The sequence below is a fragment of the Pseudacidovorax sp. DMC4 genome, from assembly GCF_056314265.1.
This window is the reverse complement of the sequence record NZ_JBQUYR010000020.1, coordinates 24,926-48,720: the sequence shown is the minus strand read 5'-3', so window position 1 is coordinate 48,720 and position 23,795 is coordinate 24,926. Positions and strand designations below refer to the sequence as shown.

Sequence of the window (23,795 nt, the reverse complement as noted above, 5' to 3'; positions counted from 1 at the left end):
CCGGGTTTCCCCGATCCGTGGGCCGCGCCGCCCGGCCTTGCTGAGAGATGAACATAATGACAAAATAAAAATCAAATGTTCATTCATGGGCCGAGCCGGTCCTCCTTCCCCCACACTTTCAGGAGACTCCCTTGAGCGGATTCATTCCCAGCGGCCTGGCGGCCGATCTCGAAACCCGTGCCCTGACGGGCAAGCCCATCCGCATCGGCCTGATCGGCTCGGGAATGATGGGCGGGGACATCGTCACGCAGGTGCTGCAGATGCGCGGCGTGGTGGTGGCGGCCATTGCCGACATCCACGTGCCCGCTGCCCTGCGCGCGCTGCAGGAGGCCGGCCACGGCGGCGACGCCCATCGCGTGGTGGAGACGCAGAGTGACTTCGACCGCGCCGTCGAGGCCGGCCGCGTGGCCGTGACGCCCGATGCGCAGCTGGTCTGCCGCAGCGGCCTGATCGACGTGGTGGTGGACGCCACCGGCAAGCCCGCGGTGGGTGCCGAGATCGGCCTGACCGCCATGGAGCACGGCAAGCACCTGGTCATGATGAACGTCGAGGCCGACGTCACCATCGGCGCCTACCTCAAGCACGAGGCCGACCGCCTGGGCGTGATCTATTCGCTGGGGGCGGGCGACGAGCCCAGCTCCACCATCGAGCTGATCCAGTTCGTCTCGGCCCTGGGCTATCCGGTCATCGCCGCCGGCAAGGGCAAGAACAATCCGCTCAACATCGACGCCACGCCCGACGACTACGCGGCCGAGGCGCATTCCAAGAACCTCAACCCGCGCATGCTGGTGGAGTTCGTGGACGGCTCCAAGACGGCGGTGGAGATGTCCGCCATCGCCAACGCCACCGGCCTGGTGCCCGACGTGCCCGGCATGCATGGCCCGTCCTGCTCGCTGGAGGAATTGAGCCAGGTGCTGGTCCCGCGCGAGGACGGCGGCGTGCTCGGCCGCAAGGGCGTGGTCGACTACACCATCGGCAAGGGCGTGGCCCCGGGCGTGTTCGTGGTGGCCGAGATGGCGCACCCGCGCCTGCGCGAGCGCATGGACTACCTCAAGCTCGGCAAGGGCCCGTACTACACCTTCTACCGGCCTTACCACCTGTGCAGCCTGGAAGTGCCGCTGACCTGCGTGCGCGCCGTGCTCTACAACCGCGCCGACATGGCGCCCATCGCCCGGCCCACGGCCGAGGTGTGCGCCGTAGCCAAGCGCGACCTGCGCCCCGGCGACACGCTGGACGCCATCGGCGAGTACACCTACCGCGCCTGGGCCATGACGGCCGAGGATGCCCGCCGCCAGCGCGCCGTGCCCTGCGGCCTGCTGGAACGCGGCAAGGTCACGCAGCCGATCCGCAAGGGCGAGCTGCTGACCTCGGCCAACGTGGCCGTCGACCAGAGTTCGCGCATCGTCGAGTTCCGCCGCCGTCAGGACCGCCTGGTCTACGGCGAACTGGAGCTCGCAGCATGACGACGCCTTCCGTCCAGGGCGGCGTCGTCGGCGCCGAAGGCGTGCCGCGCGTGTTCGAGCGCTTCAGCGTCGAGCAGCTGCACGGCTTTCTGCGGCAGATGCACCTGATCCGCCAGTTCGAGGAAGGCGCCGAGCAGGCCTACATGCGCGGCCTGGTGCACGGCACCATGCACCTGTCCATCGGCCAGGAGGCCAGCGCCACCGGCGTCGGCGCGGCGCTGCGCGAGGGTGACGTGATCACCTCCACCCACCGCGGCCACGGCCACTGCATCGCCAAGGGCGCGGACCCGAAGTTCATGTTCGCCGAGTTCTTCGGCAAGGACACCGGCTACTGCCGTGGCCGCGGCGGCTCCATGCACATCGCCGACGTGGCCAGCGGCAACCTGGGCGCCAACGGCATCGTGGGCGGCGGCCTGCCCATCGCGGTGGGCGCGGCCCTGGCGCTGCGCCAGCAGGGCAAGCCCAACGTGGCCGTGTGCTTCTTCGGCGACGGTGCCAACAACGAAGGCGCCTTCCACGAGAGCCTGAACATGGCCGCCGTTTGGAAGCTGCCGGTGGTGTTCGTGTGCGAGAACAACCAGTACGGCATGTCCACCTCCACCGAGCGCTCCACGGCCGTGCGCCGCATCGCCCAGCGCGCGCAGGCCTACGACTTCCCCGGCGTGACGGTGGACGGCAATGAATTCGCCGCCGTCGCCGAGGCCGCCATCGAGGCGGTGGAGCGTGCCCGCAGCGGCCAGGGCCCCACGCTGCTGGAGTGCCTGACCTACCGCCACCGCGGCCATTCCAAGAGCGACCGCAACCGCTACCGCACCAAGGAGGAGATCGAGTCCTGGATCGCGCGCGACCCCATCGGGCGCTACGAGCAGGCGCTGCAGTCCTGCGGCCTGATCACGCCCGAGCAGGTGTCGGCCCTCGTCGACGACGTGGCGCGCGAGATCGCCGAGGCGGTGGAATACGCCAAGAACAGCCCGGCCCCCGACGCCGCATCCGTCACCGACTTCGTCTACACGCGCTCGCCCAAGGAGGCCGCCCATGTCCGTTGAGAGCCGCGAGCTGAGCTACGCGCAGGCCATCCAGGAGGCGCTGGCCATCGCCATGGAGCGCGACCCGCGCGTGTTCCTGATGGGCGAGGACATCGGCGTCTACGGCGGCGCCTTCCAGGTCACGGGCGACCTGGTGCATCGCTTCGGCGAGTCGCGCGTGATGGACACGCCCATCTCCGAGCTGGCCGGCGCCGGCGTGGCCGTGGGCGCCGCGCTCATGGGCCAGCGGCCGGTGTACGAGTTCCAGTTCTCGGACTTCGCCACGCTGGCCATGGAGCAGATCGTCAACCAGGCCGCGAAGATCCGCTACATGCTGGGCGGCAAGGCCTCGGTGCCGCTGGTGATGCGCTTTCCGAGCGGCTCGGGCACCGGCGCCGCCGCGCAGCACAGCCAGAGCCTGGAGGCCTGGCTGGCGCACGTGCCCGGCCTGAAGGTGGTGCAGCCCTCCACGCCGCACGACGCCAAGGGCATGCTGCTGGCCGCCATCGAGGACCCGGACCCGGTCATGTTCTACGAGCACAAGCTGCTCTACAAGATGAAGGGCCCGGTGCCCGAGGGCTACTACACCGAGCCGCTGCACGAGGCGCGCATCCGCCGTGCCGGCGAGCACGTGACCATCGCCGCCAACTCGATCATGGTGCACAAGGCGCTGGAGGCCGCGATCGAACTGGCCGCCGAGGGCATCTCGGCCGAGGTGGTGGACCTGCGCTCGCTGCGGCCGCTGGACCTGTCCACACTGGTGGACAGCGTCAGCCGCACCACGCGCCTGGTCTGCGTGTACGAAGGCACCAAGGAGCTGGGCATCGGCGCCGAGGTGTCGGCCGCCATCGCCGAAAGCGCCGCCTTCGACCGGCTGGACGCCCCCATCATCCGCCTGGGCGGGGCCGACTGCCCGCTGCCCTACAACCCGCAGCTGGAGCGCGCGGCCGTGCCGCAGGTGCCCGACATCGTGGGCGCGGTGCGCCGCAGCGTGCGCGCGAGGGGCTGAGCATGGCCACCGAAGTCATCCTCCCGCGTGTCGACATGGACATGGCCGAGGGCAAGATCGCCCATTGGTATGTCAAGGACGGCGACGCGGTGCGCAAGGGCCAGGTGCTGTTCGAGATCGAGACCGACAAGGCCACGATGGAAGTCGACGCGCCGGCCGACGGCACGATGCACGGCATCCGCGGCGAGATCGGCGTGTCGATGCCGGTGGGCGAGATCGTGGGCTGGATCCTGGCGGCGGGCGAGGCGCCGCCGGCCGAGTCGGGCCCGGTTGCCGCCCCCGCCGCCCATGCCGAGGCCCTGTCGGACGAGCCGGTGGCGCAGGCGATCGCCCAGCCCGCGGCCATCGCTGCCGCCGCCGCGGCGGCGCCCCTCGCGGCGGAAGGCGGCCTGCTGCGCGCCACGCCCCTGGCCCGCAGCCTGGCGCGCCAGCGCGGCATCGACCTCGCCACCGTGCGCGGCAGCGGGCCCGACGGCCGCATCCTCGCCGCCGACCTGCTGGGCGGCGCCGGTGCGGCGACGGATGCGCCGGGCCTGCATTTGCAGTGGCTGCGCACGGGGCAGGGCGCGCCGCTGGTGCTGATCCATGGCTTCGGTGCCGACCTGGGCTCCTGGCGACCGCTGCTGGCGCACCTGCCGGCCACGTTGCCGGTGCTGGCGCTGGACCTGCCGTCGCATGGCAAGTCGCCCGAGTCCGGAGCCGTGGACCTGGCGGGCGTGGCGGCCGAGGTGCTCGACCGGCTCACCCGCGAGGGCGTGGAGACGGCGCATGTGCTGGGCCATTCGCTCGGTGGCGGCGTGGCGCTGGCGCTGCTGCAGCAGGCGGCGGTGCGGGTGCGTTCGCTCACGCTGCTGGCGCCGCTGGGGCTGGGCGGCGGGGCCGATCCCGCCTTCATCGACGGGCTCACGCAGGCCGAGGACGAATCCATGCTCAAGGCCGTGATGGGGCGGCTGGTGCACGAGGCCCGCTGGATCACCGGCTCCTTCGTCGCCACTGCCTTGCAGCAGTTGCAGCGGCCCGGCCGCCGAGAGGCGCTGCGGACGCTGGCCGAACGGCTGCTGCCAGCGGCCGGGCCAGCGCCGGCGCTGCACGCGGTGCTGGCGCAGGCCGACGTGCCGGTGCATGTGCTGTGGGGCCGCGAGGACCGCATCCTGCCCTGGGCCCAGGTCGAGGCCCTGCCGCCGTCGGTGGGCCTGCACCTGCTGCCGGGCGTCGGCCATCTGCCGCAGGTCGAGGCCGGCGCGTGGGTGGGGCAGGTGGCCGCGCTGCAGTGCGGTGCGGTGGGGTCGGTGGCGCAGGGTTAGGCGCGCGGCGGGGCGCCTCGGCATCGGTGTCTGGGTCGGGGCTTGGGCTTGGGCTTGGGCTTGGGCTTGGGCTTGGGCTTGGGCTTCAGGTTGGGTCGTGTCGCGTCAGGCGACTGCTTGAGGGTGGCGCGGGGCGGGTGGGCGCTGACCCGGCAGAGTGCGCCGGCATGCGCGCTCCCGGTGCACGCATGCCGGCGTCCTCCACCGGTTGGCACTCCAGTCGTTGGGCCTCCCTGCCGGGTGGCAACCCAGTCGTCGACTGGCCCCCATTCGTCAAGCAAGCCGCCAATGGGCCCCGTGCATCGCACAGCCGCCCCTGAAGCGGCGTCATTCAGGCGGGCACGGCGACGAAGGCAGGCCGCAGTTGCGGATGCGTGGGATAGCGCCAGACTGGCTTGGCGCCACTGAACAGGTCCAGGAAGGCGATGGCCTGCCCGGCGTCTTCGCGCACGTTCTCCAGGTAGCTGGTCCAGTGCTGCGCCACGCGCGCCTCCAGTCCTGCGTCCAGCGGCGGCGCGCCGCGCGCCACACGCCAGGCTTGCAGCAGCGTCAGCGCCGCGTCGGTCAGCACACGCACCTGCGGAGCCTCGTGCGTCGCACGCGGCAGCACCAGCGGCGGGTGGCGCAGCCATTGCCACAGTAGCGCACCGCTGGCGAAGTGGGCCACGTCCACGGCATCGCGTGCTTCGAGCGGCTGGGCCTGCTCCAGCAGCGCCGCCCAGGTCCAGAAGGCCTGCGCGAGGGCAGGGCGGTCCACCGTGGCATCGACGCCGTCGGACCCCAGGGCCCGGGCGCGGCCCAGCAGCAACGCGGCATGGGCGTCGCGGCACCAGTGCCAGCGACGCAGTTGCGCAGGGAAGTCGGGCTGGACGCTCCAGAGGTGGGCGAGTTGGGTGTCGAGCATGGGGGTCGGACGATGGCACCGGCGCCCGGGCCTGGCACCTAGTGAACACCCTTATGCGTGAACATATTGACTAGTCGATGGACAAATGTACCATTTTCTCCATCGCCAACGATCGATGGCGGGCGTGCCGTAACCGAATAACCGGCCGCCGACAACAACCTGGAGACACCATGCCCACAACGCAACAACTGCTGCTTCTGCTGACCCTGTTCTGGGCCCTCCAGGTGGCGGCGTCCTGGGTGCAGTACCGCCACTACCGCGGCGCGATGGGCGAGGCCACGCGCCGCTGGTCCGACGGCTACCTGGGCGTGGGCCAGTCCCGCCGCCGCCTGCGCGGCGGCGCCGTGGCGCTGCTGGAGGTCGATCCGGCCCTGCGCGTGCGCCGCCTGCAACTGCTGGGCGGCATCAGCATCTTCGCCCGCTTCAAGCCGCAGGAAGGCGCCGAAGGCCTGACGCTGCAGCAGCTGGCCGCCCAGGCCGAGGGCAGCACGCCCCAGGCCCTGGCCATCCGCCAGGCCATCGCCCAGGTCGAGGCCGTCCATCGGCGCCAGACCGAGCGCGCCGCCGAGGCGCCAGCAGGGCCCGCCGCCCCCGAAGGCCAGGCCGTACCGCAGCCCCAGCCCCAGGCCGCCTGACACCCCGACGTCTCACGCGCCGCGCCGTCGACGCGCGCCGCCCCCGATTTCCCCCCGTCCACTCCACAACCACAACGGAGACATTCCATGGAGACTTTCGAATTCCTCGCCCGCGCAGCGGAGGCGTTCATCGGCGTGTTCAACGCCGGCGGCAAGACCTTCGTCGGCTTCGTCACGGGCATCCTGCCGACGCTGATCGTGCTGCTCACCGCGGTCTACACCGTGATCGCCCTGGTGGGCGAGCAGCGGGTGCACCGGCTGGCGCGCTTCGCCGCCGGCAACGCGATCACCCGCTACACGGTGCTGCCCTTCCTGGCCATGTTCTTCCTGACCAACCCGATGGCCTACACCTTCGGCATGTTCGTGGAAGAAAAGCACAAGCCCGCCTTCTACGACTCGGCGGTGTCGCTGTGCCACCCCATCACCGGCCTGTTTCCGCATTGCAACCCCGGCGAGCTGTTCGTCTGGCTGGGCGTGGCCACCGCCATCACCAAGCTGGCCGAACAGGGCCATGCGCCCTTCTCGTTGCCCAAGCTCGCCCTGGCCTACCTGCTCGTGGGCCTGGTGGTGAACCTGCTCAAGGGCATCGTCACCGAGAAGATCACGATGCTCATCGCCAAGCGCGACGGCGTCGCGCTGTAAGCCGCCGCGATCCGACCGCCCCGCCCCCACCGAAAAGCACAACAAGACCAGACCCGAGGAGACCCGCGCCATGTCCAGCACTTCCGCGTTCCGTTCCGTCACCGTTTCCGCCGGCCCCGGCGGCTGGGGCGGCCCGCTCACCATCACGCCGACACCCGAGCGCGACAAGATCATGGCCGTCACCGGCGGCGACATCCCCGAGGTGGCGCGCCGCCTGGCCGAGATGACCGGCGCCACGGTGGTGGACGGCTTCCGCGCCCCGCCGCCCGAGAGCGAGGTCGCGGCCGTGGTGATCGACTGCGGCGGCACGGCCCGCTGCGGCGTCTATCCGCGCAAGCGCATCCCCACCATCAACCTGACGCCGGTGGGCAAGTCGGGCCCGCTGGCCGACTTCATCGCGGAAGACATCTACGTCTCGGGCGTGAAGGTGGAGCAGTTGCAGCCCGCCGGCGGCGCGGCGGCTGCGGCCGCCCCGGCCGCGGCGGCCATGGGCGGTGCCTTCGGCGGCGCGGCCGTCATGGCGGCCTCCAGCCGCGCGGCCGACAACCAGCCGCCGCAGGGCGGCGTGGTGGGCCTGATCACCTCCATCGGCCGCGGCATGGGCGGCGTGATCGGCGTGCTGTTCAACAGCGGCCGCAAGTCCATCGACCAGGTGCTGCGCAACGTGCTGCCCTTCATGGCCTTCGTGACCATGCTGATCGGCCTGATCAACGAGACGGGCATCGGCGGCGTGCTGGCCCACCTGCTGGAGCCGCTGGCCGGCAACGTGATCGGCCTGCTGGTGCTGTCGGCCATCTGTGCGCTGCCCTTCCTCTCGCCCATCCTGGGGCCCGGCGCGGTGATCGCGCAGGTGATCGGCGCGGCCATCATCGGCCCGGCCATCGCCAACGGCACCATCTCGCCGGCCATGGCGCTGCCGGCCCTGTTCGCCTACGACGCGCAGGTCGGCTGCGACTTCGTGCCCGTGGGCCTGGCGCTGGGCGAGGCCAAGCCCGATACGATCCGCGTCGGCGTCCCGGCGGTGCTGATCTCGCGCCAGATCATGGGCCCGACCTCGGTCGTGATCGCCTGGGCGGCCAGCTTCCTTCTTTGAGCATCCAAGACCTGTACGGAGACCCCATGATCTATTACTCCACCACCGTGACCGCCATCGGCGAGGAGGTGCCCGACCTGCTGGACGGCGGCGTGCTGATCCTCTACGCCGACGGCGCCCCGCCGGCCCTGGCCGAGGTGTCGGTGCAGCACCGCGTGGCGGCCGAGGTGCCGCTGCAATGCCCGCCGGTGGGCGCGCGTATCACGCTGGGCGGCATCGACACCCGCGTCACCGCCGTCGGCAGCACGGCCTGGGACAAGGTGCGCGACATGGGTCACGTGGTCATCAGCTTCAATGGCGCCACCGCCGCCGAGCGGCCCGGCGAGATCTGCGTCGAGGCCCTGGACGCCAACGCCCTGCGCCGCGAGATCGGCGCCGGCAGCCGCATCACCATCGCCGACTGACGCTTCCCTCGCCTGCGTTCCCCGCCTGCGCCGGCACGGCCGCGGGGCGTCGGGCGCAGCGCCCGGCCCGTCCTGCCGCCGCCTTCAGCGCGCGCGGCGGTACGCCCTCCGACCTCCCCGCGCCCCGAACTCCCCATGATCGAGTTATCCACCGTTGTCCGTGTGGTGGAAGGCCTCCACACGCGTCCCGCCGCCCAGATGGCCAAGCTGGCCAAGGGCTTCAAGTCCAGCATCCACCTGGTCCGCCAGGGCAACCCGGCGGACGCCAAGAGCTCGGTCAAGCTGATGCTGCTGGGCGTGAAGGAGGGCGAGGAGGTGCTGCTGCGCGCCGATGGCAGCGACGAGCAGGATGCGCTCGCGCGTCTGGTGCAGTACCTGCAGGACCCGCGTGCCGGCCTGGAAGAGGGCGCACTGATCGCCCCCGCCACGCACGCCGCTGCGCAGGACTGCGGGGCCGACGATGCCGACGATGCCGACGAGGCCATCGCCGACAACTGCTTCTGCGGCGTGGCCGGCAGCCGCGGCACCGCCCTGGCGCCGGCCTATGTCTACCTGCCGCAGCCGCTGGTGGCCAGCCGCCAGGTGATCGACGCCGCCGAGGTGCCGGCCGAGCTGGACCGCTTCCGCCGCACGCTGGCCGACTTCGTGCAGCCGGCCGGCGGCGGCGTGCCCAACGGCGCCGCCAGCGAGCAGGACCGGGCCATCCTCCAGGCCCTGATCGACCTGGCGCAGGACGAGGAATACGTGGGCGCCATCATCCGTGGCATCGAGGGCCGCGGCGATGCGGCGGCCGTCACGCTGCGCGTCGGCCAGGTGCTGGCCGACAGCTTCAACGCCATGGCCGACGATTACATGCGCGCCCGGGCCGAGGACATCCGCGGCGTCACGCGCCACCTGGCGGCGCGGCTGCTGGGCCAGTCGCTGCCGGACCTGCGCGGCATCCACGCGCCCTGCGTGCTGGTGGCCGCCGACCTGAGCGCCTGGGAGTTCGCGCAGGTGCCCATCCGCCATGTGCGCGGCCTGGTGTGCACCGGCGGCTCGGCCACCTCGCACGTGGCCATCATGGCCCGCACCCATGGCGTGCCGGCCGTGCTGGGCGTGCCGCTGGGCGCGCCCCAGCTCAAGGCCGCCGACACGCTGGTGGTGGACGGCACGCGCGGCCGCGTCATCGTCAACCCCGACACCGCGCAGCAGCGCCATGCCGAACGCCGCATGGCCGCCGAGCGCGAGGCCCGCGCCGCGCTCGACCGCTACCGCGACCTGCATCCGCGCACCCGCGACGGCCGCGAGATCGAGGTGGTGGCCAACCTGGGCGGCCTGGACGAGATCCCGCTGGCGCAGGCCGCCGGCGCCATGGGCGTCGGCCTGTTCCGCACCGAGCTGCTGTTCATGCAGCGCCGCAGCCTGCCCACCGAGGACGAGCAGGCCGAGGTCTACCAGCGCCTGGCCGAGGCCTTCCACCCGCGGCCGGTGATCATCCGCACGCTGGACATCGGCGGCGACAAGCCGGTGGCCGGCATCGACTTCCCCAAGGAAGAGAACCCTTTCCTGGGCTGGCGCGGCGTGCGCATGTGCCTGGACCGGCCCGAGGTCTTCAAGCCCCAGCTGCGGGCGCTGCTGCGCGCCGCCTCCGTGGGCAATGTGCGGGTGATGATCCCGATGATCAGCGACGTCGACGAAGTGCGCCGCGTGCGCGCGCTGGTCGACGAATGCAGCGCCGAGCTGACCGCCGCCGGCGTGGCCCATGCCCGCTTCGAGCTGGGCATCATGGTCGAGACGCCGGCCGCCGTGCTGCAGGCCGACGCGCTGGCGGCCGAGGTGGGCTTCTTCTCCATCGGCACCAACGACCTCACGCAGTACGTGATGGCCACCGACCGCGCCAATGCGCAGATCGCCTCGCTCTACCGCACCGAGCATCCAGCCGTCATGCGCGCCATCGCGCTGACCTGCGAGGCCGCCCGCGCCGCCGGCATCTGGGTGGGCCTGTGCGGCGAGGCGGCGGCCAACCTGGACCTGATCCCGCGCTTCGTCGACATGGGTGTGACCGAGCTGAGCATGAGCCCGGCCTCCATCCTCGCGGCCAAGAAGCGGGTGACGGAGCTGTGAGCACGGCGGCCCTGCGCGCCCTGCTCAGCGACTGCGACGGCGTCATCGTCGACAGCGAGGTGGTGGCCGACCGCGCCATGCGCGAGGTGCTGGCCGGCGCCTTCGGCGGCGTCGACGTCGAGCCGGCCCTGGCCGGCCTGTTCGGCCGGCGGGTGATCGACATCATCCGGCTGGTGGAGCAGCGGCTGGAGCGCCCGCTGACCGACGAGCACCGCGCGGCCCTGCAGCGCGACATCGATGCCCGCGTGGCCAGCCTGGCGCCGGCCATGCCCGGCGTGTACGAGGCCTATGCCGAGATCGGCCTGCCGCTGGCCATCGTCTCCAACAGCGCCTTCGACCGGCTCCACCGCAGCGTGGAGGCGTCGGGCCTGTTGCCGCTCGCCGGCCGCCACGTCTATGCCGCCGAGGACGTGGGCCGGCCCAAGCCGGCGCCCGATGCCTACCTGCATGCCGCCCGCCAACTGGGCGTGCCGCCGGCCGCCTGCCTGGTGGTCGAGGACAGCGCCACCGGCGTGCTGGCCGCCCGCGCGGCGGGCATGGCGGTGCTGGGCTTCCTGGGCGGCAGCCATGTGGATGCGGACCATGGCCGCTGGCTCACCGAGGCCGGCGCGCTGGGCCTGTTCGAGCGGATGGATCAGTTGCCGGCGCTGGTGCGCGGCTGGCCGGCGCTGGCGGCCTGAGGGACGGGGCGGCCGGGCAGTGGCAGGCTGATCGAGCAGCCGTTGCCGGGCAGCAGCCGGCTGAAGGCCCTGGCAGCCCGTGAGTCAACGACCGTTCGGGCTGAGCTTGTCGAAGCCCCGCGTGGCGCTTGGGTCTTCCGGCGATCCGCTTCTCAGGACTTGCCCGCCCCGCCCGGCAACGCACGCAGCGCCTCGCGCACCTCAGCGGGCGAGAGCAGCTCGCTCAGCACCACCGGCGCCTTCCCGGGCGCCTGCAGCACATACACCGGGACGCCATTGCGGCCCAGCGCGTTCAGCGCGGCTGCGATGGCCGGATCGCGCCGGGTCCAGTCGGCGCGCAGCAGCTGCACGCCGCGCGCGTCGAAGTCGGCCAGCAGATCGGCGTTGCCCAGCGTGGTCTTCTTGTTGACCTGGCAGGTGACGCACCAGGCGGCCGTGAAGTCGATGAACACCGGCTTGCCCTCGGCCTGCAGCTGCGCCACGCGCTCGGCCGACCAGGGCTGCCAACGCGCCTCGGACGACGCGCCGCCCGCCGTGGCTTGTGGCGCGGGTGCCATCTGCAGCAGCAGCGGCCCGAAGCTCGCGGCCAGCGCCGCGAAGCCCAGCGCCAGCGCCCCGCCCAGCAGCAGCCGGGTGCGGCCGGCCAGCGTGCCCAGTGCCCAGACCACCGCGCTGCCGGCCACCAGCAGGGCCAGCAGCGCGCCGGCGCCGTCGATGCCGGCCTGCTGGCCCAGCACCCACACCAGCCAGGCGACGGTGGCGAACATCGGGAAGGCCAGCAGCCGGCGCAGGGTGTCCATCCACGGTCCGGGCCTGGGCAGCAGCCGCGCCACCGCCGGCACGAAGCCGGCCAGCAGGTAGGGCAGGGCCAGACCCAAGCCCAGCGCGGCGAAGAGCAGCAGCGCCTGCAGCGCCGGCAGGCCGATGGCCAGGCCCAGCGAGGCGCCCATGAACGGCGCCGTGCAGGGCGAGGCCACCAGCACCGCCAGCACGCCGGAGAGGAAGTCGTTGAGCACCGGATGGCGGACCTGCGTCCCTGCCAGCCGCGCCGGCGCCAGCATGCCCACCTCGAAGACGCCCGCCAGGTTGAGCCCCAGCAGCGTGAACAGCCCGGCCAGCGCCGCCACCATGCCGGGCGACTGCAGCTGGAAGCCCCAGCCCAGCTGGGCGCCGGCCGCACGCAGCGCGATCAGCAGGCCGCCCAAGGCGAGCAGGCTCAGCACCACGCCGGCGCTGTAGGCCATGGCGGCACGCCGATGGCCGCGCCGGTCGTCGGCATGGCGGGCGAAGCCCAATACCTTGATCGCCAGCACGGGGAAGACGCAGGGCATCAGGTTCAGCAGCAGGCCGCCGGCGAATGCGCCGAGCAGGGCCAGCAGCAGGCCGGCCGGTGCGACCGGGGCCGGCGCCACGGGCGCGGCCGGGCGGGCATTGGCGTCCAGCGCCGCCTGCAGCGCAGGCGAGACGGTGGCGGGCGCGCCCACGGCGGGCCATTGGCCGTCGACCGCGGCATCGACCCGCCAGCCCACCGGCTGGCCAGCGGCCTCGGCCCTTTTGCGGTCCTCGCCGGTGAGGGCCAGCACCAGCGGCATGCGCGCGGGGCTGGCCGAGCGCTGGTCGGCCACCGGGAACTGCGCCGTCCACACGCCAGCCTCCCAGCGCTGCTGCCAGTCGGTGCCGGCGACGGCACCGTTGCGCAGCACCTCGGCGGTCTCGGGCATCAGCTCCAGCGTGCGGCCCTGCGCGGCGGCGGGCAGGCCCTCGATGCGCATTGCGAGGCTGCGGGCGTCGGCGGCGAGCTTGGCCGTGGCGGGCGCTTCGACGGCCACCGGCCGCGCCGCCCAGGCGGCGTCGAACTCGGCCCCATGGCCCGCGGTGGAACTGCGTACGGGCAGGTCGAGGCGGAACTCGCCGTCCTCGGGGATGCATTCCTTGCGGCACACCAGCCAGGTGGCCGACAGGCGGATCGGCAGCGTGGCGGTGCCGGTCAGCGCGGTGGGTGGGCGGAAGTCCGGCGCCACCGTCACGGGCACCGGCAGCAGCACCTCGTTCTCGTAGCCGTAGTTGGCCAGGCTGCCGATGAAGAGCTTGTGCGGCACCGGCCAGTCGACCTCGCCCGCGTCCAGGCCCGGGGGCAGTTGCCAGCGCAGCTCGGTGGGCAGGCCGGAATCGCCGGCGTTCTTCCAGTAGGTGTGCCACTCGGGCTGGTGGCTGATCTTCAGGCCCAGCCAGACGGTGGCGCCGGGGCCCACGCCCTGTGGCGCCTGGGCCACCAGCTCGGCGCGCACATGCGGTGTGGTGACGACGGCGCTGCCGCCGCCGTTGCTGCCGGGCGTGAGCTGGGCGGAGGCGCGGGGCAGCAGGCCCGTGGCCAGCAGGAAGGCCGCGAAGAACGGCAGCAGCCAGCGGGCAGGAAGAAGGGAGTGGGCGGTGCGCATGCGCGGGGTCGGAGCGGGGCCCGGGCCTGAAGTTCCGGCCGCCAGGGTTGTCGATCTGTTCTTGCCGCCAGCCACGGCGCATCCGTCCACGGCGTAGGCCGCCGCGTGCCGCCAGGCCGCCATCAGGTTGCCTCGCCGAAGGCCAGCACCACGCGCCGGGCCTGCGCGCCCTTCTTCTCGACCTTGGCCACGCGCAGCGCGCCGATCTCGGCGATGTTGGCCACATGCGTGCCGCCGCAGGGCTGCAGGTCGATGGGCGCCTCGGCGCTGCCGACGCGGATGGTGCGCACCGTGCCGCTGCCGCGCGGCGGCTGCACGCTCATGCTCTTGACCAGGCTGGGGTTGGCGTCCAGTTCGGCGTCGGTGACGCTGCCCACGGTCACCGGCAGGGCCTGGGCCACCAGGGCGGCCAGCCCTTCGGCCAGGGCCGCGGCGTCCAGCGCCTCGCTCATGTGGAAATCGACGCGCACCGCCTCGGGGGTGATGGAACAGCCGTTGACCGGCTGTGCCACCAGGTGGCAGAGCAGATGACTGGCGGTGTGCAGCCGCATCATGCGGTGCCGGCGGTCCCAGTCGATGGCGGCCGTGACGGTGTCGCCGGGCGCGATCCGCGCAAGAAGCGAGTCCTGACCCGGTGCGGCCAGGTGCCAGATCTCGGCGGTGGGCTTGCCTTCCGCGTCCTTGCCCTTGCGGGTGTCGGCGATGGCCAGTTCGGCACCGTCGGCCAGCCGCAGCACGCCGCTGTCGCCGGCCTGGCCGCCGCCCAGCGGATAGAAGACGGTGCGGTCCAACACCACGGTGCCGGTCGCGGCCTCCACGCGCAGCACGCGGGCGGGGCAGTCGCGCAGATAGGCGTCGGCGCGGAACAGGTCGTCGGTGGTCGTGGGCGGGATGGCGGGCGCGGCCGGCGAGGGCGCAGCCGCAGGGGCATCGGCGGTCATCCTGCGATGGTAGCCCTGGGGCCGCAGCCCGTCGGTGTGCGTACGCACCGTCTGCCAGCGGGTCACGCGCGGCGTGCGACTACACAGCCCGGGACGCCCGGCCCCGATCATCCGCACCCATGATGCGCACCGCCACCCTCACCCTTGCCGCTGCCGCGGTGCTGGCCCTGGCCGGCTGCGGCGACACCGCCAAGCTGCCCTTCGAGGCCGGCACCGGCCCCAACCCGCAGCTGCCCGCGCCCAACAAGACGCTGCTGCCCACGATGAAGGTGGCGTCCGCCACGGGCTGGCAGGACACCGCCGCGCCCACGCCATTGCCCGGCTTCAAGGTCACGGCCCTGTCTCGTGGCCTGGACCATCCGCGTTGGGTCTATGTGCTGCCCAATGGCGACGTACTGGTGGCCGAAAGCGACCGGCCCCGCAATGCCGACCCCAAGCCGGGTGGCTTCTTCGACAAGATCAAGGAGAAGGTCACCGGCCTGGTGATGAAGCGCGCAGGCTCCGGCACGCCCAGCGCCGACCGCATCACCCTGCTGCGCGATGCCGACGGCGACGGCGTGGCGGAGACGCGCACCGTCTTTGCCAGCGGCCTGACCTCGCCCTTCGGCATGGCGCTGGTGGGCAACGAGCTGTTCGTGGCCAATGCCGACGCGCTGGTCAAGCTGCCCTACACCGAAGGCCAGACCCAGGCCGGCGGCCCGGCCGTGAAGGTGACGGACCTGCCCGCCACCTTCAACCACCACTGGACCAAGAACGTCATCGCCAGCCGCGACGGCGCCAAGCTCTACGTCACCGTGGGCAGCAACAGCAACATCGCCGACTACGGCATGCAGCACGAAGAAGGCCGTGCCGCCATCTGGGAGGTGGACCGCGCCACCGGCGCCAAGCGCCTCATGGCCAGCGGCCTGCGCAACCCCAACGGCATGGCCTGGGAGCCCGACACGAATGTGCTGTGGACGGTGGTCAACGAGCGCGACGAGATCGGCAGCGACCTGGTGCCCGACTACCTGACCTCGGTGCGCGACGGCGGCTTCTACGGCTGGCCCTGGAGCTATTGGGGCGGCGTGGTCGACACCCGCGTGCAGCCGCAGCAGCCCGAAAAGGTGGCCACGGCCATCCGTCCCGACTATGCGCTGGGCAACCACGTGGCGCCGCTGGGCCTGGCCTTCTCCAGCGCGCGTGGCATGCCGGAGGAATTCGCCAACGGCGCCTTCATCGGCGAGCACGGCTCCTGGAACCGCAACCCGCCCTCGGGCTACCGCGTGAGCTTCGTGCCTTTCATCGGCGGCAAGCCCAGCGGCGCGCCGCGCGAGTTCCTCACCGGCTTCCTCTCGGCCGACGGCAAGGCGCTGGGCCGACCGGTGGGCGTGGCGCTGGACAAGTCGGGCGCCCTGCTGGTGGCCGACGACGTGGGCGGCGCGGTGTGGCGCGTGTCGCGGGCCCGTTGACCCCAGCGGGCTCGCCTGTCGCGCCCGGTTAGCTGCCGCCCGCCTCGGGCGGCAGCAGCGCATGCGCCGTCATGTCGGCGCAGATCAGCCGCACCTGCCGCTGCACCTCGCGCGCGATGTCCTCCCGCCGCTCGGCCGTCAGCCGGCCCGATATCGCGGCCACGCTGATCGCCGCCACCGGGTTGTCCGGCGGAAAGGCCACGCCGATGGCCGCCGTGCCGGGCGTCACCACGCTGTCCAGAAACGAGTAGCCCTGCTGCCGCCCCTGCGCCACGACCTCGCGCAGGAAGTCGGCCGAGAAAGAGGCGTACTTCTCGTAGCGGTGGCCATTGGCCTGGATGATCGACTCCGCCTCTGCGGCCGGCATGGCGCACAGCATGGCCAGGCCGCCCGCGCCCACGCCGAGCGGCCGGCGGATGCCGATGTCCAGCGGCAAGGCCTTGATGGGGTAGTCGCCCAGCGCACGGTTGGTGCACACCGCCTCCAGGCCGCTGCGCTCGCTCAGGTAGAGGGTGTCCTGCGTCGTCTCGGCCAGCCGGTGCAGGGCGGCGTCGCACATCTCGCTGAGCCGGTAACGCGGACGTGCCAGCAGACCCAGCTCGTGCAGCAAGGGCCCCAGGTAGTACTTGCGGGTGCGCGCATCGCGATCGACCAGGCCTTCCAGTTCCAGCCGCGCCAGCATGCGGAAGCAGGTGCTCTGCGGCAGCCCGCTGGTGGCCGCCACCTCGCCGATGCGCATGCCGTTGCGACCGCGGGACGCCACAACGCGGAGCATGTTCACCACCCGTTCGATGCTCTGCGTGCCGGTGCGTGTCTGTCCACCTTGTGGCGGTCCGTCTGTGCCTTCGGCGGCTTCCTCGTTCTCTTCACTCATGTGAGCTTTGTAGTTTGCATCCACATTGTGGGCAATCTAGGGTTAACCGCATCAGGGTGAATCGGGTGCACGCTCTGTAATTCATCCATGGGTGCCGAGCAAGGCGCCACATTGTGGATAAGGAGACGAGGCGCCATGCCCCAGACGATGACCGAGAAGATCCTGGCCCGCGTGGCCGGGCTGCCCGCCGTGAAGGCCGGTGACGAGATCCTGGCCCGGCCGGATTTCGTGATCGCCTACGACTTCCCCGGCTACACCGACGTGTTCTTCAAGGAGGCCCGCGAGGAATTCGGCGTCGAGAAGGTCACGAGCCCCGAGCGCTTCGTTCTGTTCATCGACCACATGGTGCCGGCCGCCGCGCCCAAGGAAGAAGAGCTGCACCGCGTCACCCGCGCCTGGGGCGCCGAGCAGGGCGTGCCGGTGCATGAGCGCGAAGGCATCGGCCACCAGGTGTCGGCCGAGCTGGGCTATGCCACGCCGGGTGCCTTCGCCGTGCATTTCGACGGCCATGTGAGCCAGCTGGGCGCCTTCGGCACCCTGGCCTTCGGCGCGCGCAAGAGCGTGCTCGAGACCTTCGTGAGCGAGAAGATGGCGCTCACGGTGCCCGCCACCGTCAAGGTCGAGCTCACGGGCACGCTGCAGCCGGGCGTGATGGCGCGCGACGTGTTCCACCACATGGTGCGGGTGATGGGCCCGTCCTCCTGCCGCTTCAAGGTGGTGGAGCTCAGCGGCCCGGTGATCGACGCCATGAGTATCGAGGGCCGCCAGACCATCTGCGGCCAGGCCATGTTCCTGGGCGCCACCACCATGCTGATCGCGCCCGACGCCAAGACGCTGGCGTACACCCGCGAGCGGGCCAAGATCGCGCTGGAGCCGGTGTATCCCGACGCCGACGCCGTGTACGAGCGTGTGGTGCAGATCGACGTCTCGGCGCTGGAGCCCATCGTCGTGGCGCCGCCCAGCCCGGCCAACACCCGCGACCTGGCCGACTACGCGGGCCTGGAGGTGCACACCGGCTACCTGGGTTCCTGCGCCAGCGGCCGGCTGGAGGACCTGCGCGCCGCGGCCGACGTGCTGCGCGGCAAGCGCATCAAGCCGGGCTTCCAGCTGCATGTGGTGCCCACCTCGCAGGCCATCATGTCGCAGGCCGCGCGCGAGGGCTTGATCGCCACCCTGGTGGATGCCGGCGCCTTCATCAGCTCGTCGAGCTGCGACTACTGCTACGGTCGCATCGCCACCATGGCCGACGGCCAGCGCGCCGTGTCCACCGGCACGCTCAATACCCCGGGCCGCATGGGCAGCTCGGACACGGAGATCTTCCTGTGCAACGCGGCGGTGGTCGCCGCCTCGGCCCTGGAGGGGCGCATCGCCGACCCGCGGCCCTACCTGGCGGCGGCCGCCGCGGCCGAAGGGAGCGCGGCATGAGCGCCCAACTGCCCAACCTGGAAGGCCGCGCGGCCTGGATCTTCACCGAGGACGACTACGACATCGACCTCATCGTCGGCATCAAGAACATCAAGATCACCGACATCCACGAGCTGGCCGCGGTCACCATGACCAGCTACGACCCGCAGTTCGCCGCCAGCGTGCAAAAGGGAGACCTGCTGGTGGGCGGCCACAACTTCGGCTACGGCCACCCGCACTACCCGGCCATGCGCGCCATGCGCCACCTGGGCGTGGCGGGCGTGATCGCCGAATCCTTCTCGCCCGGCTTCTTCCGCGGCGAGATCAGCATGGGCTTTCCGCTCGTCACCTGCCCGGGCATCCGCGCCGCCACCGAGCGCTGGCAGCGGCTGCGCGTGGACTGGGCGCTCGGCCGCGTCATCAACCTCGACACCGGCGCCGAGCTGCCCTTCGAGCCGCTGTCGTCGGTGGAGCGCGGCACGCTGGCGGCCGGCGGCTTCATCCCCTACCTGAAGGCGCGGCTGGCGCGCGAGGCGGCGCAGAAGGCCGCCGCCGCAGACGCCGCCACCACCGGCGCCGCCGCAGGCTGAGGGCGCCGCGCATGCTGCAGATGATCGTCAGCGGCGTCGCCCTGGGCGCCATCTACGGGCTCATCGCCCTGGGCATCGTGATGGTGTTCAAGGCCACGGGCATCCTCAACTTCGCGCATGGCGAGGCCGCCATGCTGTCGGCCTTCACCGCCTGCACGCTGGTGCGCCTGGGTCTGCCGATGTGGGCGGTGGTGCCGCTCACGCTGCTGTTCGGCGCGGCGCTGGGCATGCTGATCGAGCGCTTCATCATCCGGCGCTTCATCGGCAAGGCCCTGCTGTCCTCGGCCATCTGCACGCTGGGGCTGTTCCTGCTGTTCGGCGACATGGCCATCTGGATCTGGGGCAAGGACACGCAGGAGCTGCCGAGCATCTTCCCGAGCACGCCGCTGCAGGTGGGCGATGCCGTGGTGTCGGGCATCGACCTGGGCATCGTGGCCGTGTGCGCCACGCTGGCCGCGGCGCTGTTCGCCTTCTTCCGCTTCACGCGGCTGGGCATCGCCATGCAGGCCACCATGGAGAACCCGGTGGCGGCCCGGCTGATGGGCATTCCCATCAAGCGCATCTATGCGCTGGCCTGGGCGCTGTCGCACGTCATCGCGGCGGCGGCGGGCCTGCTGATCGCGCCGCTGACCTTCGTGCACTTCTCGATGATGCAGCACGCCCTGCACTTCGCCTTCGCGGCGGCGGTGCTGGGCGGCATCGGCAGCATGCCGGGCGCGCTGCTGGGCGGCGTGATCATCGGCGTGAGCAGCAACCTCACCGGCGCCTATGTGTCCTCGGCCTGGAAGGACGCCGTCCCCTTCATCGTGATGCTGGCCATCCTGGTGCTGCGCCCGCACGGGCTGCTGGCGCGCCGGCAGGTCAAGAAGGTCTGAGGAGGCGACGACGCGCATGACCCATCTGCTCGACGGCCGCCCCTGGCTGGCCCCCGCCCTGTTCGTGGCCCTGCTGGTGCTGGCGCCGCTGGTGCCGGGCGGCTACGTGCTCTACATCGCCACGCTGGTGCTGATCTACACGCTGGCTTCCTTCGGCACCAACATCCTCACCGGCTACACCAACCTCATCTCGATGGCGGGTGCAGTGTTCTTCGGCATCGGTGCCTATGGCACGGCCATCCTGACGCAGCAGTTCGGCGTGCCGATGCTGCTGGCCATGCTCATTGCCGCGGCCATTGCCACCGTGGTCGGCCTGGTGCTGGCGCTGCCGGTGCTGCGGCTGGAGGAGGTGTTCCTCGCCATCGCCACGCTGGGCTTCGTGATGATCTCGGTGGAGATCGCCAAGTCCGGCGGCGACCTGACCGGCGGCGAGAACGGCATGGGCGCGCCCGGCCCCACGCTCTTCGGCCTGGCGCTGGACGAGCGCGCCTACCACCTGCTGGCGGCCTGCGTGCTGGGTGCCGCGCTCTGGCTGGCGCGCAACTTGGCGCGCAGCCGCTTCGGCCGCGGCTTCCTGGCCATCAAGGGCAGCGAGACGGCGGCCCGCGCGCTGGGGCTCAACACCACGGGCCTCAAGCTGGTGGCCTTCGGCGTCTGCGCCTTCTACACGGGTCTGTCCGGCGCGCTCTATGCGCCGCTGGTGCGCTTCATCGACCCATCGCTGTTCAACATCATGGTGTCGATCAGCTTCGTGTCGATGGTGATCGTCGGCGGCCTGGGCTCCATCCTGGGCTCGGTGCTGGGCGCCATCTTCGTCATCGGCGCCCCGCAGCTGCTGACCTACTTCGGCTTCGACCAGTTCCAGCGCGCGCTGTACGGCGTGGCCATGATCCTGGCGCTGATGTTCCTGCCCGACGGGCTGGCCAGCCTGTTCAAGACGCGCCGCCTGCCCGGCGCCGACGCGCCCGGCAAGGAGGGCACATGATGCGCGCGATCGACGCCCAGGCCGCGCCCGCGCGGGGCGGGGCGCGGCCGGCGGGTGCCGCGGCGCCGCTGCTGTCGCTGGCCGGTGTGCGCATGAGCTTCGGCGGCATCGTGGCCGTGCAGGACGTGGGCTTCGACGTCATGCCCGGCACCGTGCATGCGCTGATCGGCCCCAACGGCGCCGGCAAGACCACGATGCTCAACTGCATCAGCCGCTTCTACACGCCGCAGCAGGGCCGCATGGTGCTGCGCACGGCGCAGGGCGAGCACGACCTGCTGCGCCTGAAGGCGCACCAGATCTCGCGCCTGGGCATCGCCCGCACCTTCCAGAACCTGGAGCTCTTCGCCGAGCTAACGGTGTTCGACAACGTGCTCATCGCCCGCTCGCAGGCCATGCGTGCCACGCTGGCCGAGGCCCTGCTCAACCTGCCGCGCCAGCGGCGCGAGGAGCGCGCCGAGCGCGAGCGCGTGCAGGCCCTCCTGGAAGAGTTGCGCCTGGCGCCCCACGCCCACACGCTGGTGCGCGACCTGCCCTACGGCACGCAGAAGCTGGTCGAGCTGGCCCGCGCCATGGCGCTGGAGCCCGTGCTGATGCTGCTGGACGAGCCGGCGGCCGGCATGAACAACCGCGAGATCGACGCCCTGGGCGACACGCTGCGCACGCTGCAGGCGCGCACCGGCGCCACGCTGCTGCTCATCGAGCACAGCATGCCGCTGGTCATGTCCATTTCCGACACCATCACCGTGATGCACAACGGCGCCTTCCTGGCGCAGGGCACGCCGCGGGAGATCGAATCGCATCCGGCCGTGATCGAGGCCTACCTGGGAGGAGGCAAGAGTGGCCAACGTCGCTGAACCCACGGGCGCCATCCGCCCGCTGCTGCAGGTGGACCGGCTCGCGGCCGGCTACGGCAAGATCCGCGCGCTGCATGGCATCGGCCTCACGGTGCACGAGGCCCGCATCGTCTGCGTGCTGGGTGCCAACGGGGCCGGCAAGACCACGCTGATGCGGGTGCTGTCGGGCCTGCTGCCGGTCATGGACGGCACGGTGCAGTTCGACGGCCAGTCCATCGCCAACGTGCCGGCCGAGACGCTGGTGCGCCGCGGCATCGTGCATGTGCCGCAGGGTCGCATGGTGTTCGCGCAGCTGAGCGTGCGCGAGAACCTGATGCTCGGCGGCTACACCCGCCCCGCCGGCGAGGTGCGCGACCACATCACGCATGTGCTGGACTACTTTCCGCGGCTCAAGGAGCGCATCGGCTCGCGCGCCGGCACCCTCTCGGGCGGCGAGCAGCAGATGCTGGCCATCGCCCGCGGCCTGCTGGCGCGGCCCCGGCTGCTGATGCTGGACGAGCCCTCGATGGGCGTGGCCCCCATCCTCAAGGACGCCATCTTCTCCACCCTGCGCGACATCCGCGACCGTGAGCGCCTGACGCTGCTGGTGGTGGAGCAGGACGCCGACATCGCCCTCGACATCTCGGACGAGGGCTATGTGATCGAGACCGGCCGCGTGGTCATGCAGGCCAGCGCGGCCGAACTGGCCGGCAACGAGGACGTCCGGCGCGCCTACCTCGGCGGCTGATGCCGCTTCCCTTGCGCTTCTTCCTTCCGCGACAAACCCACCCCAAGGAGACACACCCATGATGACGCTGCATTCCCGCCGCACCCTGATCGCCGCGGCCGCCTGTGCGCTGGCCGCCGCCGCGCTGCCGGCCGCCGCCTTCGAGAACAAGGACGAAGGCGTGCTGGAGAAGGAGATCGTGCTCGGCTCTTCGCAGCCGCTGTCCGGCACGCTGGCCTACATGGGCAAGGCCGTGGACGAGGGCATGCGCACCTACTTCGACATGGTCAACGAGAAGGGCGGCGTCAACGGCCGCAAGATCAAGCTGATCACCTACGACGACGAGCTCAAGCCCGCCAAGTCGGTGGCCAATGCCAAGCTGCTGATCGAGCGCGACAACGTGCTGGCCATGGTGGGCAACATCGGCCATGCCACCAACGTGAGCGCCTACGAATACAGCTCGACCAAGAAGGTGCCCACCATCGGCGCGCTGTCCATCTCGGACCTGACCAGCACGCCGCCGCGCGAGCTGCTCTATGTGCTGCCCTCGCCGCAGTCCACCGAGACGGCCGCCTACATCGACTATGCCGTGGGCACGCTCAAGGCCAGGAAGGTGGCCATGCTCTACCAGAATGACGGCTGGGGCAAACCGGCCTACGACATCGCCGTCAAGCAGCTGGAGAAACACGGCATGAAGCTGGTCGAGGCGCAGAGCTTCGAGCGCTTCGCCACCGACCTCACCTCGCAGGTCTTCAAGCTCAAGCAGGCTGAGCCCGATGTGGTCGTGGTCTATGCACTGGGCCAGGAGGCGGTGCAGTTCTTCCGCAGCGCCGAGAAGCTGGGCTGGAAGCCCACCGTCTTCGGTGCCGGCGGCCTGAACGATCCCAAGTTCGTGGAGCTGCTGGGCAAGACGCAATCCAAGCTCTACGTGGCCTCCTACTACGACGCCATCGAGGGCGACAACCCGGCGATCCAGTCCTTCTTCGCGCGCTACACGAAGACCTATCCCAAGTCGGCGCCGTCGTCGAACGCGCTGATGGGCTACTCGGCCGCGGCCGTCGCCGTGGAGGCGCTGCAACGCGCCGGCAACGAGCCCTCGCGCGCCAAGGTCGTGGCAGCGCTGGACGGCCTGAAGGACTTCGACCAGAAGATCGGCCCCAAGATCACCTTCCAGCCGCTGAACGCCGGCCCCTATTCGCGCCGCGGCCAGACCGGCGTGGCGCTGATGGAACTCAAGGGCGACAAGTTCGCGCCCTTGGGCGGCTACATCGATCCGGTGAAGAGATAAGCACCCCCCATGCCGCTTCGCGGCTCCCCCCTCTCATGCGCCTTCGGCTTGGAGGGGGGCGCACCCAGAGGCCTGGCAAAGCCAGTTCCTCGGGTGCCCTGGCATGGCCTGCTCCGCGGCCACTCGA

22 protein-coding genes are annotated in these 23,795 nt (G+C 71.4%); 18 read left to right on the top strand and 4 right to left on the bottom strand.

Annotation, left to right across the window (positions count from 1 at the left end):
• The first annotated feature begins 131 nt into the window (after positions 1-131).
• From ACT54X_RS27070 to ACT54X_RS27055, 4 genes are read left to right on the top strand one after another with little or no spacing between them, the layout of a single operon-like run.
• Entirely contained in the window at positions 132-1,463 is a 1,332-nt protein-coding gene (locus ACT54X_RS27070) for an NAD(P)H-dependent oxidoreductase (protein WP_017758324.1), read from the top strand.
• Entirely contained in the window at positions 1,460-2,509 is a 1,050-nt protein-coding gene (locus ACT54X_RS27065) for a thiamine pyrophosphate-dependent dehydrogenase E1 component subunit alpha (RefSeq protein ID WP_294375943.1), read from the top strand. The genes ACT54X_RS27070 and ACT54X_RS27065 overlap by 4 nt, the downstream gene beginning before the upstream one ends.
• Positions 2,499-3,497, top strand: a complete 999-nt coding sequence (locus ACT54X_RS27060; protein WP_017760769.1) for an alpha-ketoacid dehydrogenase subunit beta — start codon at positions 2,499-2,501, stop codon at positions 3,495-3,497. The genes ACT54X_RS27065 and ACT54X_RS27060 overlap by 11 nt, the downstream gene beginning before the upstream one ends.
• Before the next feature lie 2 nt (positions 3,498-3,499).
• Entirely contained in the window at positions 3,500-4,801 is a 1,302-nt protein-coding gene (locus ACT54X_RS27055) for an acetoin dehydrogenase dihydrolipoyllysine-residue acetyltransferase subunit (RefSeq protein WP_294375949.1), read from the top strand.
• 331 nt (positions 4,802-5,132) lie between these two features.
• On the opposite strand, the gene ACT54X_RS27050 is transcribed toward ACT54X_RS27055, so the two are convergent.
• Positions 5,133-5,705: a hypothetical protein gene (locus ACT54X_RS27050; RefSeq protein ID WP_294375952.1), complete on the bottom strand. Its 573-nt coding sequence runs from the start codon at positions 5,703-5,705 to the stop codon at positions 5,133-5,135.
• 170 nt (positions 5,706-5,875) lie between these two features.
• On the opposite strand from ACT54X_RS27050, the gene ACT54X_RS27045 reads away from it, so the two are divergent.
• The 6 genes from ACT54X_RS27045 to ACT54X_RS27020 all read left to right on the top strand — a co-directional run bounded on the left by ACT54X_RS27045 (position 5,876) and on the right by ACT54X_RS27020 (position 11,265).
• Positions 5,876-6,340 (top strand): transcriptional regulator GutM, encoded by a 465-nt coding sequence (locus tag ACT54X_RS27045; protein WP_294375955.1) that lies wholly within the window; start codon positions 5,876-5,878, stop codon positions 6,338-6,340.
• An 87-nt stretch (positions 6,341-6,427) separates the two neighbouring features.
• Positions 6,428-6,982: a PTS glucitol/sorbitol transporter subunit IIC gene (gene srlA, locus ACT54X_RS27040; RefSeq protein WP_234197908.1), complete on the top strand. Its 555-nt coding sequence runs from the start codon at positions 6,428-6,430 to the stop codon at positions 6,980-6,982.
• Positions 6,983-7,052: 70 nt separating this feature from the next.
• Positions 7,053-8,075, top strand: a complete 1,023-nt coding sequence (gene srlE, locus ACT54X_RS27035; protein WP_294375961.1) for a PTS glucitol/sorbitol transporter subunit IIB — start codon at positions 7,053-7,055, stop codon at positions 8,073-8,075.
• A 26-nt stretch (positions 8,076-8,101) separates the two neighbouring features.
• The gene (locus tag ACT54X_RS27030) at positions 8,102-8,479 is read left to right on the top strand and encodes a PTS glucitol/sorbitol transporter subunit IIA (RefSeq protein ID WP_017761672.1); all 378 of its coding nucleotides are present in this window, start codon (positions 8,102-8,104) and stop codon (positions 8,477-8,479) included.
• A gap of 135 nt (positions 8,480-8,614) precedes the next feature.
• On the top strand, positions 8,615-10,585 hold the full coding sequence (ptsP, locus tag ACT54X_RS27025) for a phosphoenolpyruvate--protein phosphotransferase (protein ID WP_294375966.1): 1,971 nt from the start codon (positions 8,615-8,617) through the stop codon (positions 10,583-10,585).
• The gene (locus tag ACT54X_RS27020; RefSeq protein ID WP_294375969.1) at positions 10,582-11,265 is read left to right on the top strand and encodes an HAD family hydrolase; all 684 of its coding nucleotides are present in this window, start codon (positions 10,582-10,584) and stop codon (positions 11,263-11,265) included. Before ptsP ends, ACT54X_RS27020 begins: the two co-directional genes overlap by 4 nt.
• Before the next feature lie 152 nt (positions 11,266-11,417).
• On the opposite strand, the gene ACT54X_RS27015 is transcribed toward ACT54X_RS27020, so the two are convergent.
• Both ACT54X_RS27015 and ACT54X_RS27010 read right to left on the bottom strand, forming a co-directional pair.
• Entirely contained in the window at positions 11,418-13,703 is a 2,286-nt protein-coding gene (locus ACT54X_RS27015) for a protein-disulfide reductase DsbD family protein (protein WP_294375975.1), read from the bottom strand.
• A gap of 122 nt (positions 13,704-13,825) precedes the next feature.
• Complete coding sequence (locus tag ACT54X_RS27010; protein ID WP_476349637.1) at positions 13,826-14,644, bottom strand: alanyl-tRNA editing protein; 819 nt, start codon at positions 14,642-14,644, stop codon at positions 13,826-13,828.
• A 119-nt stretch (positions 14,645-14,763) separates the two neighbouring features.
• Here ACT54X_RS27010 and ACT54X_RS27005 point away from each other — a divergent pair, with 119 nt between their 5' ends.
• The gene (locus ACT54X_RS27005) at positions 14,764-16,092 is read left to right on the top strand and encodes a PQQ-dependent sugar dehydrogenase (RefSeq protein WP_354321916.1); all 1,329 of its coding nucleotides are present in this window, start codon (positions 14,764-14,766) and stop codon (positions 16,090-16,092) included.
• A gap of 28 nt (positions 16,093-16,120) precedes the next feature.
• On the opposite strand, the gene ACT54X_RS27000 is transcribed toward ACT54X_RS27005, so the two are convergent.
• Positions 16,121-16,966, bottom strand: a complete 846-nt coding sequence (locus tag ACT54X_RS27000; protein ID WP_294376048.1) for an IclR family transcriptional regulator — start codon at positions 16,964-16,966, stop codon at positions 16,121-16,123.
• A gap of 135 nt (positions 16,967-17,101) precedes the next feature.
• Here ACT54X_RS27000 and ACT54X_RS26995 point away from each other — a divergent pair, with 135 nt between their 5' ends.
• Genes ACT54X_RS26995 through ACT54X_RS26965 form a run of 7 tightly spaced genes read left to right on the top strand, consistent with a single transcriptional unit; the run spans position 17,102 to position 23,668 of the window.
• On the top strand, positions 17,102-18,391 hold the full coding sequence (locus tag ACT54X_RS26995) for a 3-isopropylmalate dehydratase large subunit (protein WP_476349634.1): 1,290 nt from the start codon (positions 17,102-17,104) through the stop codon (positions 18,389-18,391).
• The gene (locus tag ACT54X_RS26990; protein WP_354321918.1) at positions 18,388-18,960 is read left to right on the top strand and encodes a 3-isopropylmalate dehydratase small subunit; all 573 of its coding nucleotides are present in this window, start codon (positions 18,388-18,390) and stop codon (positions 18,958-18,960) included. The genes ACT54X_RS26995 and ACT54X_RS26990 overlap by 4 nt, the downstream gene beginning before the upstream one ends.
• Positions 18,961-18,971: 11 nt before the next feature.
• Entirely contained in the window at positions 18,972-19,835 is an 864-nt protein-coding gene (locus ACT54X_RS26985; RefSeq protein WP_017762000.1) for a branched-chain amino acid ABC transporter permease, read from the top strand.
• 16 nt (positions 19,836-19,851) lie between these two features.
• Positions 19,852-20,820, top strand: coding sequence for a branched-chain amino acid ABC transporter permease (locus ACT54X_RS26980; RefSeq protein ID WP_294376055.1), 969 nt, complete (start codon positions 19,852-19,854; stop codon positions 20,818-20,820).
• Positions 20,817-21,674 carry an ABC transporter ATP-binding protein gene (locus ACT54X_RS26975; RefSeq protein ID WP_294376058.1) on the top strand — a complete coding sequence of 286 codons (858 nt, stop codon included), beginning with the start codon at positions 20,817-20,819 and terminating at the stop codon, positions 21,672-21,674. The genes ACT54X_RS26980 and ACT54X_RS26975 overlap by 4 nt, the downstream gene beginning before the upstream one ends.
• Positions 21,658-22,401, top strand: a complete 744-nt coding sequence (locus ACT54X_RS26970) for an ABC transporter ATP-binding protein (RefSeq protein ID WP_294376062.1) — start codon at positions 21,658-21,660, stop codon at positions 22,399-22,401. Before ACT54X_RS26975 ends, ACT54X_RS26970 begins: the two co-directional genes overlap by 17 nt.
• Positions 22,402-22,459: 58 nt before the next feature.
• The gene (locus ACT54X_RS26965; RefSeq protein WP_294376064.1) at positions 22,460-23,668 is read left to right on the top strand and encodes an ABC transporter substrate-binding protein; all 1,209 of its coding nucleotides are present in this window, start codon (positions 22,460-22,462) and stop codon (positions 23,666-23,668) included.
• The last annotated feature ends 127 nt before the right edge of the window (positions 23,669-23,795 follow it).